Source organism: Comamonas sp., from assembly GCF_009360615.1.
Classification (GTDB): Bacteria; Pseudomonadota; Gammaproteobacteria; order Burkholderiales; family Burkholderiaceae_C; genus Comamonas.
This window is the reverse complement of sequence record NZ_SPEY01000020.1, coordinates 290,118-303,967: the sequence shown is the minus strand read 5'-3', so window position 1 is coordinate 303,967 and position 13,850 is coordinate 290,118. Positions and strand designations below refer to the sequence as shown.

General features: G+C 64.1%; 12 protein-coding genes. 7 read left to right on the top strand and 5 right to left on the bottom strand.

The features are described from left to right. Nucleotides 1-28: 28 nt before the first annotated feature. Nucleotides 29-1,675: an NAD+ synthase gene (locus tag E2583_RS06855; RefSeq protein WP_291594290.1), complete on the bottom strand. Its 1,647-nt coding sequence runs from the start codon at nucleotides 1,673-1,675 to the stop codon at nucleotides 29-31. On the opposite strand from E2583_RS06855, the gene E2583_RS06850 reads away from it, so the two are divergent. Continuing rightward, nucleotides 1,674-3,035, top strand: coding sequence for a GNAT family N-acetyltransferase (locus tag E2583_RS06850; RefSeq protein WP_291594288.1), 1,362 nt, complete (start codon nucleotides 1,674-1,676; stop codon nucleotides 3,033-3,035). The two genes, E2583_RS06855 and E2583_RS06850, sit on opposite strands and share 2 nt — an antisense overlap. 59 nt (nucleotides 3,036-3,094) lie before the next feature. On the opposite strand, the gene E2583_RS06845 is transcribed toward E2583_RS06850, so the two are convergent. The 4 genes from E2583_RS06845 to E2583_RS06830 all read right to left on the bottom strand — a co-directional run bounded on the left by E2583_RS06845 (nucleotide 3,095) and on the right by E2583_RS06830 (nucleotide 8,464). Next, nucleotides 3,095-4,861: a methyl-accepting chemotaxis protein gene (locus E2583_RS06845; protein ID WP_291594287.1), complete on the bottom strand. Its 1,767-nt coding sequence runs from the start codon at nucleotides 4,859-4,861 to the stop codon at nucleotides 3,095-3,097. A 425-nt stretch (nucleotides 4,862-5,286) separates the two neighbouring features. Continuing rightward, complete coding sequence (locus E2583_RS06840; RefSeq protein WP_291594285.1) at nucleotides 5,287-7,050, bottom strand: methyl-accepting chemotaxis protein; 1,764 nt, start codon at nucleotides 7,048-7,050, stop codon at nucleotides 5,287-5,289. Nucleotides 7,051-7,188: 138 nt separating this feature from the next. Continuing rightward, nucleotides 7,189-7,716 (bottom strand): inorganic diphosphatase, encoded by a 528-nt coding sequence (gene ppa / locus E2583_RS06835; RefSeq protein ID WP_003056663.1) that lies wholly within the window; start codon nucleotides 7,714-7,716, stop codon nucleotides 7,189-7,191. Nucleotides 7,717-7,939: 223 nt separating this feature from the next. Then, nucleotides 7,940-8,464 carry a DUF962 domain-containing protein gene (locus E2583_RS06830; protein ID WP_291594282.1) on the bottom strand — a complete coding sequence of 175 codons (525 nt, stop codon included), beginning with the start codon at nucleotides 8,462-8,464 and terminating at the stop codon, nucleotides 7,940-7,942. Nucleotides 8,465-8,525: 61 nt separating this feature from the next. On the opposite strand from E2583_RS06830, the gene E2583_RS06825 reads away from it, so the two are divergent. The 6 genes from E2583_RS06825 to E2583_RS06800 all read left to right on the top strand — a co-directional run bounded on the left by E2583_RS06825 (nucleotide 8,526) and on the right by E2583_RS06800 (nucleotide 13,841). Continuing rightward, nucleotides 8,526-9,338, top strand: a complete 813-nt coding sequence (locus E2583_RS06825; protein ID WP_291594280.1) for a Crp/Fnr family transcriptional regulator — start codon at nucleotides 8,526-8,528, stop codon at nucleotides 9,336-9,338. Between the two features lie 186 nt (nucleotides 9,339-9,524). Beyond that, nucleotides 9,525-10,106 carry a DUF2889 domain-containing protein gene (locus E2583_RS06820; protein ID WP_291594261.1) on the top strand — a complete coding sequence of 194 codons (582 nt, stop codon included), beginning with the start codon at nucleotides 9,525-9,527 and terminating at the stop codon, nucleotides 10,104-10,106. 97 nt (nucleotides 10,107-10,203) lie between these two features. Continuing rightward, complete coding sequence (moaA, locus tag E2583_RS06815) at nucleotides 10,204-11,346, top strand: GTP 3',8-cyclase MoaA (RefSeq protein WP_291594259.1); 1,143 nt, start codon at nucleotides 10,204-10,206, stop codon at nucleotides 11,344-11,346. Next, nucleotides 11,339-12,004, top strand: a complete 666-nt coding sequence (mobA, locus tag E2583_RS06810) for a molybdenum cofactor guanylyltransferase MobA (protein ID WP_291594257.1) — start codon at nucleotides 11,339-11,341, stop codon at nucleotides 12,002-12,004. The genes moaA and mobA overlap by 8 nt, the downstream gene beginning before the upstream one ends. Nucleotides 12,005-12,087: 83 nt before the next feature. Next, a complete protein-coding gene (locus E2583_RS06805; RefSeq protein ID WP_291594256.1) occupies nucleotides 12,088-13,461 on the top strand; it encodes a molybdopterin-binding protein in 1,374 nt (457 codons plus the stop codon). Between the two features lie 53 nt (nucleotides 13,462-13,514). Beyond that, nucleotides 13,515-13,841: a thioredoxin family protein gene (locus E2583_RS06800; RefSeq protein WP_291594254.1), complete on the top strand. Its 327-nt coding sequence runs from the start codon at nucleotides 13,515-13,517 to the stop codon at nucleotides 13,839-13,841. The last annotated feature ends 9 nt before the right edge of the window (nucleotides 13,842-13,850 follow it).

Here is a 13,850-nt window from a genome sequence, read left to right as displayed (position 1 = left end):
AAATCGGCAAAACACCGGAGGCAAAGTCTCAGGCGCGAAATTGGTTGGTGATCGGGTAGCGCCAGTCCTTGCCGAAGCTTCGCACAGTCAGGCGCGGACCGACCGGGGCCTGGCGGCGCTTGTACTCGTTGATTTGTATCAGACGCGTGACCCGCTCCACGTCCGCCGGCGCAAAACCCTCGGCGACGATGGAGCTTATGCTCTCGTTGTTTTCCATGTAGCGAGACACGATGGCATCGAGCACCTCGTAGTCCGGCAGGCTGTCCTGATCCTTCTGATCGGGACGCAGCTCGGCGCTGGGCGGGCGCGTGATGATGCGCTCGGGAATGGGATCGAGCCCCGTACCGAAGGGATCGTTGGCATTGCGCCAGCGCGCCAGCGCAAACACCTCGGTCTTGAACACGTCCTTGATGACGGCAAAGCCGCCAGCCATGTCGCCGTACAGCGTGCAGTAGCCGGTGGACATCTCGCTCTTGTTGCCCGTGGTCAGCACGATGGAGCCGAACTTGTTGCTCATGGCCATGAGCAAGGTTCCGCGAATGCGGGCTTGCAGATTCTCCTCGGTCGTATCCTCGCCTCGCCCCGCAAAAGTGGCTGCCAGCGCCGCCTTGAAGGCCTCGAACTGCGGCGCGATATCGATCTCCTCGTGCTGCACCCCCACACGTTCGGACATCTCGCGCGCGTCGAGCCAGCTGATATCGGCCGTATAGGGCGAAGGCATCATGACCGTACGCACCTTGTCCGGACCCAGCGCATCCACGGCAATGGCCAGCACCAGGGCCGAGTCCATGCCGCCCGACAGACCGATGAGCGCGCCGGGAAAGCGGTTCTTGCCCACATAGTCGCGCACCGACAGTACCAGCGCAGACCAGAGCGCCTGATGGCGGTCCGGCAGGGGCCTGACTTCGCCCATCAGCGTCACACCGCCATTGCCCGGATGCACAGCCACCATGGGCAGATCTTCCTCGAAGGCCGCCGCACGCGCCGCCACCTGGCCGTCAGCCTGCACCGCGAACGAGCAGCCGTCGAACACCACTTCATCCTGACCACCCACCAGGTGGGCATAGACCAGAGGAACCGCGGTTTCCACGGCGCGCTGCGCAATCACCGCCTCGCGCTCCAGGGGTTTGCCACTATGGAATGGCGAGGCATTGATGACAACCAGCAACTGGGCACCTGCGGCCGCGGCGGCGCGTGCCGGACCGGCGTGCCACGCGTCCTCGCAGATCAGCAGGCCGATACGGACGCCGTCCAGCTCGAAGACACAGCTCTCCTCGCCGGCCGCAAAGTAGCGCTGCTCGTCAAACACGCCAAAGTTGGGCAGCAACTGCTTGCGGTAACAGGCAATCCGCTGGCCGTCGCGCAATACGCTGGCGGCGTTGAACAATTTGCCGCCCGGCGCATCGCGCAGCGGGTGACCGATGACCATGACCAGCCCCGGCCATCGGCTGCAGGCCTGCTGCAGTTGCTGCAAGGCCGTGTCGCAGGCATCCAGAAAAGCCGGACGAAGATAAAGGTCTTCGGCCGCATAGCCACACAGGGCCAGTTCGGGCGTGAGCAGCAGACGGGCTCCGTTGACATAAGCTTGCTCGGCAGCGGCAATGATTTTCTGGACATTGCCAGAGAGGTCTCCCACAACAAAATTGCGTTGGGCACAGCAGATGGAAAGCGTCATGAAATGCAAGCTAGGCGGTGAGGCCATCAGCGCCCGCGACAATCAGGGCATGGCCGAAAACACAATTATCACTCGCGTGCTTGCCAGCGTGCAGCAGCTGGACGCACAAACCTGGAATGCACTGCTGGCCTCTCAATCCACGCCCACGCCCTTCATGCGCCACGAGTACCTGGCAGCCATGGAGCAAAGCGGCAGCGCCGCGCCCGATACCGGCTGGATCGCCCGGGTCATCACCCTCTGGGACGGCGAGGAACTGCTGGCCGCCTGTCCCCTCTACATGAAGAGCCACTCTTACGGGGAATATGTGTTTGACTGGGCCTGGGCAAGGGCCTATCAACAGCATGGCCTGCCTTACTATCCCAAAGGCTTGCTGGCCGTTCCCTTCACGCCCGTCCCCGGCTCGCGCCTGCTGGCACGCACGCAGGCGTTGCGCGAGGCGCTGGTGCATGCCGTGCAGCTCTGGGCCACCGAACAGCAGCTCTCTTCGCTGCACCTGCTGTTCGGTGACGCCGACGATCTTGCCGCCTGTGCCGCAGCCGGCTGGATGCGGCGCAGCACGGTGCAGTTCCACTGGACGAACACTCCGCGCGCGCTCCCCGCTGCGGGAGCCTGCCCGCCCGCCGGAGAAGCACCGACAAGCGAGCAGACGTGCGATGACGCTGCGGCGACTCGGTCCCGCTGGAAGGACTTCGACGACTTTCTGGGCTCACTGAACCAGGAAAAGCGCAAGAAGATCCGCCAGGAGCGGCGCAAGGTTCGCGAAGCCGGCGTGCGCTTCACAGCCCTGCAGGGCCGAGACATCCGTGCGCCGGACTGGTCTTTCTTCTACCGCTGCTATGAGCGCACCTACCTGGAGCATGGCAACCCGCCTTATCTGACACCGGAGTTCTTTGCCGCCATGGCTGCGGCCATGCCGGAGAACTGGGTGATGTTCATCGCCGAGCGCAACGGGCAACCAATCGCCTCAAGTTTGATAGCTGTTACCGCTTTTCGGTCAGCGATTTCAGCATCGGATCCATTATCTTTTGACGACAGGCAAGCGCAAGCCGCTATCAATGACAAGGTCGCCTATGGCCGCTACTGGGGCGCTCTGGAGCGGGTCGACAGCCTGCACTTCGAAGCTTGCTACTACCAGCCCATCGAATGGTGCATCGCCAGCGGCTTTGACCGTTTCGAAGGCGGCGCCCAGGGAGAGCACAAGATGGCCCGCGCGCTGCTGCCCGTGGAGACCCCCAGCGCCCACTGGGTGGCGCACCCGGCTTTTGCCGATGCCATCGAGCGCTTTTTGCAACGTGAAGGTGAAGGCATGGCCCAGTATGTGCAAGAGCTGCAGTCCCATAGCCCGCTGCGCAGGGCCTGAAGACGGAGACAAAAAAGGCCGCTTTGCAGCGGCCTGGAATCCCGGGGTCTGTCACACGCTCAGAACGTTTCCCAGTCATCCTCGTTCAGCGGCGACTTCGGCGCATTGCGCGCAGCCGGCTCGCCGGCCATGGATGCGCCCATCAACGACCGTGGAGCCACCTGCCTGGGTGCTGGCTGGGCCGCCACGCGCCGCTCAGGGGCCGGGCGCGCAGGAGCGGCGACCGGGGCCTTGGCTGGAGCGCCGGGACGCGAGAGCGTCTTCGGCGCCTGCTCATGCGAGGCAGCCGCCGGCAGCTGAAACACCGCTACCGCCTGTACCAGGTCCTGGGCCTGTTTGCGCAGCGCACCGGCGGCGGCGGCGCTTTCCTCGACCAGCGCCGCATTCTGCTGCGTCGTCTGATCCATCTGCGTGACCGCCTCGCCCACCTGCGCCACACCCTGGCTCTGCTCCTGGCTGGCGGCACTGATTTCGGTCATCAGATCCGTCACGCGGCTGATCGCCGACACGATGTCGGCCATGGTCGCGCCGGCCTTGTCCACCAGCTGCGTGCCTTGCTCCACCCGCTGCACGCTGGTGCTGATCAAGGCCTTGATTTCCTTGGCAGCCTCGGCGCTGCGCTGGGCCAGCGTGCGCACCTCGCCCGCCACCACGGCAAAACCTCGGCCCTGCTCGCCGGCGCGTGCCGCTTCCACGGCCGCATTCAGCGCCAGGATATTGGTCTGGAAGGCGATGGAGTCGATGACGGTGATGATGTCGGCAATCTGCTGGCTGCTGTGGTTGATGCCTTTCATGGTCTCCACCACCTCGGCCACTACGGCTCCGCCCTGCGCGGCTACCTGGGAAGCATTCACCGCCATCTGATTGGCTGCACGCGCGTTGTCGGCGTTCTGGCGCACGGTGGAGCCCAGCTCCTCCATGGAGGCAGCGGTTTCCTCCAGTGCGCTGGCCTGCTCCTCGGTGCGGCTGGACAGATCGGCATTGCCCGAAGCGATCTGGGAGCTGGCCGAGGCCACGCCTTCCGCGTTCTGGCGTACCGTGCGCACGGTCTGCACCAGGCTGCTCTGCATGCGCTCCAGGGCACCCAGCAGGCGACCGGTTTCATCTTCTCGCTCCACGCGAATGACGCCACTGAGATCCCCATTGGCCACGCGGTCGGCGGCCTGCACGGCCTGCTCCAGCGGCGCACGGATGGAACGCACCAGCCAGATGCCAGCGCCCAGGGCGACCAGCACGGAAATCGTTGCAGCCAGGACCAGCAAGCTCACTGCGCGGTCGTAAACGCTCTCCGAAGCCAGCGTCTCGGTCCTCGCCACATCGCTGTTGAACTTGATCAGTTTTTGCAGTGTTGCCGAAGACTGGTCATACAGCTTGAGGGATTCACCTCCCAGCAGCTGCTTGGCCTGCTCCTTGTCACCCTGACGCGACACCTCGAACAGTTGCTTGTTCAATTCGACATAACGCTCCCGCTCCCGCAGGAACTGCGCGTAGATCTCGCGCTCCTCGGCGGTGACGATTAGCGGCTCATAGAGCTTTTTTGCCTCTGCCAGATGTCTTTGCAGTTGCTCGAACTGGTTTTCCACCTGAGCCATATAAGCTGGATCGTCATTATTGACATGCCGTAATTCGAGCAAGCGGGTGCGCGCCAGATCGGTATTGAGGGTATTGATCACCTCCACACTGGGCAAGGCATTGCCGGTAATGATTTCCGCACTGGAGCGCATGGAGCGCAGCTGCAGCAAAGCCATGGCGACCACCACAACCAGCAGCACGACCAGAATCCCGAACGTGCCGAGAATCCGCGTGGAGATTTTGATGCTTTTCATTGATTGCACCCCCCTCTATTACCAATTAGTTATTTATAAATACTACTGCTGAATCCACGCCTGCGAAGCTCACGAACTCAGTTCTTATTACCGATCGGAAAATATCTCTTTGAATGGCTTACAAGAGATGGCATGAACCGGATACCTGTTTATGTGTTTTCAATTGTTTCCAGTTTCATATTTCCTGCCTATCCACAAGAGCCTACAACCGCGTAGGCCGCCACCGACATCACCACGGTTACTAGAAGTTACCAATGACCGCAACCAGGGATTCTCGATGCCGCCACGATATACATAGCCTTGAAAAAGCACCAAGCCACCCTTCTTCTTGATCAATATCAAGACAGTTTGGAGAAAGCTCGAAAAAAAACCCCGACAGCGCTCGCTATCGGGGTTTGGAAAAAATCATGAGAACCGGCACTACCTCAGAACTGCTCCCAGTCCTGATCACCTCTCAAAGCGGGCTGGGCCGCAGACACGGCCTTGCCCGGCCCCTGGCCGGCCAAGACCGAGACCCCGGGGCTCGCCCCCTTGGCGGCCCTGGCCGCTGTCGATTCCGAGGGTTCCGCCCGGCTGCGCAAAGCCGCAGCCGCAAAGCCCGGAGCCTGATTGCCGAGCTGGAAAATCGCCACTGAATCGACCAATGCCTTGGCCTGGCGTTGCAGGGAATCGGCTGCCGCCGCACTCTCCTCCACCAGGGCGGCGTTCTGCTGCGTGGCCTGGTCCATCTGGGTGATCGCTTCGCCGACCTGGGCGACGCCCTGGCTTTGCTCACGGCTGGCGGCGCTGATCTCGCCCATGATGTCCGTCACCCGGCCGATGGCCGTCACAATTTCCGCCATGGTGGCACCGGCCTTGTCCACCAGTTGAGAGCCTTGCTCCACGCGCTCCACGCTGGCATGAATGAGCTGCTTGATTTCCTTGGCAGCTTCGGCGCTGCGCTGGGCCAGCGTACGGACCTCGCCTGCCACCACGGCAAAGCCACGCCCCTGCTCGCCCGCTCGGGCCGCCTCCACGGCTGCATTCAGGGCCAGGATATTGGTCTGGAAGGCAATCGAGTCGATGACGCCGATGATGTCGGCTATCTGGCGGCTGCTGTCGTTGATACCCTTCATGGTGTCCACCACCTGGGCCACCACGGCGCCCCCGCGACCCGCGACATCGGAGGCGTTCCTGGCCATCTGATTGGCGGTCTGGGCGTTATCGGCATTCTGACGCACGGTGGAGCCCAGTTGCTCCATGGAAGCCGCCGTCTCCTCCAGAGCACTGGCCTGGCTTTCGGTGCGCGATGAAAGATCGGCATTGCCCTGCGCAATCTCGCTGGACGCCAGGGCCACGCCATGGGCATTGCCGCGCACGTCCTGGACCACGGAGGACAACTGGCGACGCATGTCCTCCAGCGCGTTGAGCAGTAATCCCATCTCATCGCGGCGCTGGTTTTTCACCACCGTGCCCAGCTTGCCGGCAGCCACGGCCTGGGCCAGCTCAACGGCCGTGGCCACGGGCGCCGTGATGGCGCGTGTCATCGCAATGCCGACTACTGCGGCAAACAGCACCACCAGCGCCAGCGTGCCAAGCAGCCAGTAGCGGGCCAGCTCGAAACTGGATTTCTCGGCCTGCTGGGCCTGTGCCGCACTCTCAAGTTGCAGCGCCATCAGCTTGCCCGTGCTTTCCGCCAGCTGACTGAAGGCCTGCTCGGACAGCCCCGCGAAGAAAAGGCCCAGTTCGTCGGCCATGCCGGCCTGGCTGTCCACGGTGTTGTAGTCGCCGTCACGGGCCCGCGCCAGCAATTGCTGGTGCAGTTTCAGGTAGTTCGCCTTGTTGGCCTGATAACCCTCGTAGGCCTCGCGCAGCGGCTGGCTGGCAATCAGGTCATTGACCACTTTCTCCTGCTCGCCGATGGTTTTCAGACGCTGCTGGATCTGCTGCTCATAGCCCTCGATCTCGACCAGGGTGCGTGAGGTAGCGATTCCCGCCTCATGCCGGCGCAGGCGGTTGTACTCGGAGCGCATGGAAGCCGCGTTGTAGACGCTGGGCAGCGCCACCTCCGATACCTCGCGGCCTGCTGCATGAATGCTGGATAGCTGCAACCAGGCCACCAGCCCGAGCAATCCAGAAAGAAGCACCAGCGCGGTGAAGCTGATGCCCAACTTGGTCCCCACGCGCCAGTCTGAAATCTTCCAACTCATGCGCATCCCCTCGTATTTATCGATACAGGCAAGAAAAAACGCACCAAGCGAGATCCGCCGGGTGCGTTTCAAATTGTATAGATGCAGACAGAGAGGCTTCTCTGCAAGTAAAGGTTAGAGACCCTTTACTAGTTTGGATCAGCCCTTGTAGTTGGCGATACCGTCCACGATTTCCTTGTGTGCCGCGTCCACGCCCTTCCAGCCCAGAACCTTGACCCACTTGCCCTTTTCCAGATCCTTGTAGTGCTCGAAGAAGTGGGCGATCTGCTGCAGGGTCAGCTCATGGATATCGCTGAGGTGGTTGATCTTGTCGTAGGAAGGCAGCAGCTTCTGTGTGGGAACAGCCAGAACCTTGCCGTCGACGCCGGACTCGTCTTCCATCTCCAGAATGCCGATGGCACGGCAGGGCACCACCACGCCGCTGGGCAGGGGGAAGGGAGTCATCACCAGCACGTCCACGGGGTCGCCGTCGCCCGACAGGGTCTGGGGCACGTAGCCGTAGTTCACGGGGTAGTGCATGGCAGTGCCCAGGAAACGGTCCACGAACAGGCAGCCGGATTCCTTGTCCACTTCGTACTTCACGGGAGCCGAGTTGGCCGAGATTTCGATGACGACGTTGAAGACTTCAGGCGTCTTGGAGCCGGGGGTCACATTGTTCAGAGACATGATGGTTGGGAGAAGTAATACAAAAAGCCCCGCCAGAGCCAACTGAGCATCGGCATCTGAGGGTCAGCCCGTGATTTTAGGCGCATGACCCTAACGCTGGCATTACAGGCTCGAAAGCGGGGCCCGCTGCGGTGTATTCCGGGCAGGCGGCACCGCCATGAATGCGCATCAAGCAGGCTTTCCGTCCTTTCCCGTCAACGCTTCATGCGCCGGGAAAAGGGCCTCACGGACTCAGGGGCTGTCGGCGACGTACGGGGCCGCAGCGCATCTCCACGGCCGTCTGCACCTCCTTGCGCAGCCCCAGCGCAAAGCCCAGCTCGGCAGCCACGAACAGCGGACCAATCACCAGTCCCGTCACGTCGTCCAGAAACGCGGGCTTGCGCCCCTCCCAGTAGTGACCGACAAACTGGATCACCCACCCGAGCACGAACAGGCCCAGCCCCCAGGCAAGCCAGTCGCCCAGGGGCTGTACGGCGACAGGAGTGGCCAGCACCAGCATGGAGACCAGCACCAGGCTCATGAACAGGCCGTAGCGACCGTCCAGCCGCCAGTAATACACTGCGGCGGCAACCGCTGCCAGCAGGGCCAGGGAGACCGGGATGCCACCCGGCACAAGCCATTGCGGCCTGGCCAGCAGAATGATCACCGCCTGCATGATCATGGGCACGCCGATGTAGTGCGTGAGGATATTGCGCGGGTCGCGGTGGTAGCCGGCGTAGCCGGACAGTTGATCGATTAGGGTTTTCATCGCTGTATCTCCGGGTCGCTTGTCCGAGCATGGTGGCGCAGCATCAACCTTGCCGTCTGTCATGCCACCGACACAAGCGCTAACCCCCTCACCCAGGCCTGCACTGGCCTCAGTGCCCCCTGCACGCAAGCGCGGCAGCTTCGAGCATGTCAACGCCATTGACCTCTGGGCCATCGTGCAGGCCGGCCGCTGGTTCCGTTCCCTGCCGCTGGAGTTGACCGCCCAGATGCAGCAACTGGCCCAACCAAGGCTGCTGGCCGCCGGCGAATGGCTGTTTCGCCGCGGCGACGCCCCCTGCGGCCTGTATGCGGTGGCCAGGGGCTCGCTCAGCATCTCCGGCACGGCCGCTCTCCAGGAAAACACGCGCACGGCCTTGCTGACCTTGATCGAGCCGCCGAGCTGGCTGGGCGAGATCGCCCTCTTCGATGGCGAGCCCCGAACCCACGATGCCTGCGCCAACACCGCCTGCGCACTGCTGCATATCCCGATAACGCCACTGCACGAATGGCTGGATGCCAACCCGCATTGCTGGCGCCACATGGCCCTGCTGCTGACCCACAAGCTGCGCGCCAGCCTGATTGCGCTGGAGGAGCAGACCGTGCTGCCTGCACCGCAGCGTGTGATGTGCCGCCTGGTGCAGATGGCCATGGGCCACGAGCAATGGGCCGACCGCATGCGCACCCACCGCGAGCTGGCGGTGTCGCAGGAACAGATTGCGCGCATGCTGGGCCTGTCACGCCAGACCACCAACCAGATCCTGCAGGAGCTGCAGCAGGCCGGCTGGCTGCAACTGCGTCGCGGCAAGCTGGAAGTTCTCGACCTGGCCGCCCTCAAGGCCGCAGCACTCACCGGACAGATACCCACGAGCAGCTAGGCGCTTGCCACAGGGCTCGGAACCGTTTCCTTGCTGCCCGCTGTCCGCTCGGTGCTGGACAAGCCTGCTATCTCTTTGATAATGAAATCGGGTCTGACACGCCAGACCCGATTCAAGATCTTCGCGGGCGGTCCAGCCTCGTTCCGACATGCCGCCGTCGTCGCCCGCCATCACAACGGATACCCCATGCCCCTGCCTCCCAGTGCCAGCCGCACGCCAGCCCCCATCCACATGCGCGACGTCAAATACCGGGGCTATGCCCGTGATGACGGCATGTGGGACGTGGAAGCCGAGCTGATCGACCAGAAAACCTATGACATCGAGCTGCACGGCCGCCGCAAGGTGCCGGCAGGCAAGCCGATTCACCACATGTGGATCCGCCTGACCGTCGATGCGGACATGGTGGTGCATGGCATAGAAGCCGCCATGGACGACCACCCCCTGGGTCACTGCCCCCAGGCCACAAGGTCCATGCAGAAGATGGTGGGCTGCTGCATCGCCCGTGGCTGGCGCCGCGCCATTGCCGACCACCTGGGCGGGGTGGTGGGCTGCACGCACCTGCGCGAGCTGCTGTTCAATATGGCGACGCCCGCGTTTCACACCGTGCACAACCAGTTCGGCACGAATGCATCAGGCCTGCCCCCCCGACATCTGGGCCAGTGCCTGGGCTGGGACTTCAGCGGCCCCGGCGTGGCCGAGTTCTACCCCGAGTTCAAAGACTGGAAGCCGCAGGCTCACCAACTCAGGGGAACCACTACACAAGCCTGATCCACACTACCACAAAGCGCTACCAGCTATCAATTTTGATAGCCTACAACAAGCCCGCTGCCGGCCCGGGCTTCGCGCTTGCGGCACAATCGAGCCCATGGCAGAACGTGTGATCCCCTTGGTCGATGAGCGTGCGGCATCCCGCAGCGCAATCGTCCCCAGCTCCCTGCAGGCCCCTACCGGCCTGCTGCAGGATCAATGGGGACGGCCCTTGCGCGACCTGCGCATCAGCGTCACCGACCGCTGCAACTTCCGCTGCAACTACTGCATGCCCAAGGAAGTCTTCGACAAGAACTACCAATATCTGCCCCACAGCTCGCTGTTGAGCTTCGAGGAAATCACGCGTCTGGCCGGACTTTTCGTCGCCCATGGCGTGCGCAAGCTGCGCCTGACCGGCGGCGAGCCGCTGCTGCGCAAGAACATCGAAGCCCTCATCGCCCAGCTGGCCGGGCTGCGCACGCCCGACGGCCAGCCGCTGGACCTGACGCTGACCACCAACGCCTCGCTGCTGGCGCGCAAGGCACGCGCACTGAAGGACGCCGGTCTGCATCGCGTGACCGTCAGCCTCGACGGGCTGGACGACGCCGTGTTCCGGCGCATGAACGATGTGGACTTTCCCGTGACCGATGTGCTGGCCGGCATCGAGGCTGCGCAGGCCGCTGGCCTTTCGCACATCAAGGTCAACATGGTGGTCAAACGCGGCACCAATGACGACCAGATCCTGCCCATGGCCCGTTATTTCCGCGGCACGGGAATCACGCTGCGCTTCATCGAATACATGGACGTGGGAGCCACCAACGGCTGGCGCATGGACGAGGTGCTGCCCTCGGACGAGGTGATAGCGCGCCTGCGCGCCGAGCTGCCGCTGATCCCGCTGGCGCCCAGCGCCCCGGGAGAGACCGCCGTGCGCTGGGGCTATGCCGATGCCCGCGGCCAACATGACCCGCAGCTGGGTGAGGTGGGTGTCATCAGCAGTGTGACCCAGGCATTCTGCGGCGACTGCAACCGCGCACGCCTGTCCACCGAAGGCCAGCTCTACCTGTGTCTGTTCGCCAGCCAGGGCTGGGACTTGCGCAGCCTGCTGCGCAACGGCGCCAGCGATGCCGAGATTGCGGCCGCCATAGCCCCTATCTGGCAGCAGCGTGACGATCGCTACTCGCAGCTGCGCAGCGAAATGCCGCCCGATGACACGCCACTTCGGCAGGGTCGGCGCATCGAGATGAGCTATATCGGTGGCTGACTCCTGCATCACTCCTGACCAGATCACCGGGTGCGTCCTGGCCGGGGGGCGCGGTGCACGCATGGGCGGCGTGGACAAAGGCCTGCAGAGCTTTCAAGGCCTGCCACTGGCACTGCATGCGCTGCAGCGGCTCGCCCCACAGGTCGGCCCCCTGCTCATCAATGCCAATCGCAATGCTGCGGCCTATGCCGCCCTGGGCCAGCCACTGGATGCCAGGGTCTGTGCCGACAGCCTGCCCGACTACCCCGGTCCGTTGGCGGGCTTCATGGCCGGCCTCGAACACTGCCACACGCCATGGCTGCTTTGCGTGCCTTGCGATACGCCGCTGCTGCCTACCGATCTGGCAGCGCATATGATGGCATCGCGTGGCGATGCCGATATCGTCGTCGCTCATGGCTGGGATACCGAGCATGCCCAGCCGGGTCAACCGCCACGGCTGCGTCCCCAGCCCGTGTTCTGCCTGCTGCAGACCGGACTCGCCCCCAGCCTGGCGCGCTTCATCACCAGCGGTGGCCGCAAGATAGACGCCTGGACCGCCATGCACCGTTGCGCCCAGGCCCGATTTGACCGTCCCGGGGACGAGCAGGCCTTCAGCAACGCCAACACGCTGGCCCAGTTGCTTGATCTGGAGCAAATCGTCCCCTATCGCCCATCCTGATTCACCGGCACCCCGAGCCTAGAGCATGAAGTGCCGCGCAGCCCGTGACGGCATTCCGTCATGAGGTTTATTTCCTTGCTGTTATGACTGCGACTTTTCAACCCGCCGCTTCCACCAGCGCCCCGACGCTGACCACCGACCAGGTGCTGCAACAGCTGCAAGCCTTGCTGCAGCCGCTGGGTGCCGTCGCCGAGGTGGAGACCCTGCCCTTGCCCGACGCCCTGGATCGTGTGCTGGCTGCCGATGTGATCTGCCCGGTCAACGTACCGCCCCATGACAACAGCGCCATGGACGGCTACGCCTTTGCCGGCAGCGAACTGGCACAGGCGGGGCCCGGCCCGCATTTGAGGTTGCGTGTGGCGGGGACGGCACGGGCCGGATCACCCTGGCAGGGCCGACTTGGCGCGGGCGAATGCGTGAAGATCATGACCGGAGCGGTCATGCCCGCCGGAGCGGATACGGTGGTCGCCCATGAGCAGACCAGCGCCATCGGGGAGTCCATCCAGTTTGACGGCCAGGCCCTGCGCGCAGGCGCCAATCGTCGCCTGCGCGGAGAAGACCTGGAGCGAGGTTCTGTGGCGCTGCAGGCCGGCCAGCGCCTCACCCCTGCCGCCCTGGGCCTGCTGGCCAGCCTGGGACTGGGCCAGGTCAGTGTGCGGCGCCGGCTCAGCGTGGCCTATTTCTCCACCGGCGACGAGCTGCTGAGCCCCGGCACCGAGCCGCGCGAGGCGGCCATTTACGACAGCAACCGCTTCAGCCTGCAGGCGTTGCTGCGACGCCTGGGCGCCCATGTGCTGGACCTGGGGGCCGTTCCCGATGAACCAGGCGCGCTGGAAGACCGTCTCCGTGAAGCAGCCACCCTGGCTGATGTGGTGCTGACCAGCGGCGGCATCAGCGCCGGCGAGGCCGATCACACCCGTGCGATGCTGCAGCGCCTTGGCACCGTGCAGTTCTGGCGTGTAGCCATGCGTCCTGGTCGGCCACTGGCGGTGGGCCTGCTCGCGCCCGCCGGAGGAATTTCATTGACCCGATCAGCAGGCATCCCGATCAAGACTGGCACGGGCAGCTCGCTCCGGCAGAGCAGCACGTCACCCACCCAGCGCCCGGCAGTGCTGCTGGGGCTGCCCGGCAACCCGGTGGCCGCCATGGTGAGCTTTCTGATGTTTGTGCGCCCGGCGCTGGCCATGCTGGCAGGCGAACGCTGCGCCCCCGTGCCGCTGCTGCAGGCCATCAGCAGCGAGCGCCTGCGCAAGCGTGCGGGCCGTACCGAATATCTGCGCGGCGTGCTCGAGCGCAATGAGGACGGTCAGACCGCCGTACGCACCACGGGCCCGCAAGGCTCGGGCGTGCTCAGCTCCATGGTCGCGGCCGACTGCATCATCGTGCTGGACGATGCACGCGGCGATGTGGAACCCGGAGAGTCCGTCAACGTTCTGCTGCTGCAAGGACTGATCTGATGGCAGGCTCGCTGCCTGGCCTTCGCCCCTCGATCCATTCCAGGAAATACGACATGCCATACCAAGCCACCCACCGGGCCACCGAACCCGCAAGGCAGGCCATCGATGCGCTCCAAGGCGCGAACCTGCTGGAATTCGGCACCCCCTGGTGCGGCCACTGCCAGCGCGCCCAGCCGCTGATGCAGGCTGCGCTGGCTGCCCAGCCGGAAGTGGCGCACATCAAGGTGGAAGACGGACCCGGCAGGCCGCTGGGACGCAGCTATCGCGTCAAGCTCTGGCCCACGCTGATTTTTCTGCGTGACGGCAAGGAAGTGGCACGCATCGTGCGCCCCGAGTCCGAGCAGCAGATCCAGCAAGCGCTGGCACAGATCACGGACTGAGACAGCGCA

What these genes read in the sequence shown, in the direction of transcription:
- E2583_RS06830 (WP_291594282.1), bottom strand. Translation starts at nt 8,464, where the DNA reads ATGAAAACCCTAATCGATCAACTGTCCGGCTACGCCGGCTACCACCGC.
- ppa (WP_003056663.1), bottom strand. Translation starts at nt 7,716, where the DNA reads ATGTCTCTGAACAATGTGACCCCCGGCTCCAAGACGCCTGAAGTCTTC.
- E2583_RS06820 (WP_291594261.1), top strand. Translation starts at nt 9,525, where the DNA reads ATGCCCCTGCCTCCCAGTGCCAGCCGCACGCCAGCCCCCATCCACATG.
- E2583_RS06850 (WP_291594288.1), top strand. Translation starts at nt 1,674, where the DNA reads ATGAAATGCAAGCTAGGCGGTGAGGCCATCAGCGCCCGCGACAATCAG.
- E2583_RS06840 (WP_291594285.1), bottom strand. Translation starts at nt 7,050, where the DNA reads ATGAGTTGGAAGATTTCAGACTGGCGCGTGGGGACCAAGTTGGGCATC.
- E2583_RS06845 (WP_291594287.1), bottom strand. Translation starts at nt 4,861, where the DNA reads ATGAAAAGCATCAAAATCTCCACGCGGATTCTCGGCACGTTCGGGATT.
- E2583_RS06800 (WP_291594254.1), top strand. Translation starts at nt 13,515, where the DNA reads ATGCCATACCAAGCCACCCACCGGGCCACCGAACCCGCAAGGCAGGCC.
- E2583_RS06855 (WP_291594290.1), bottom strand. Translation starts at nt 1,675, where the DNA reads ATGACGCTTTCCATCTGCTGTGCCCAACGCAATTTTGTTGTGGGAGAC.
- moaA (WP_291594259.1), top strand. Translation starts at nt 10,204, where the DNA reads ATGGCAGAACGTGTGATCCCCTTGGTCGATGAGCGTGCGGCATCCCGC.
- E2583_RS06805 (WP_291594256.1), top strand. Translation starts at nt 12,088, where the DNA reads ATGACTGCGACTTTTCAACCCGCCGCTTCCACCAGCGCCCCGACGCTG.
- E2583_RS06825 (WP_291594280.1), top strand. Translation starts at nt 8,526, where the DNA reads ATGCCACCGACACAAGCGCTAACCCCCTCACCCAGGCCTGCACTGGCC.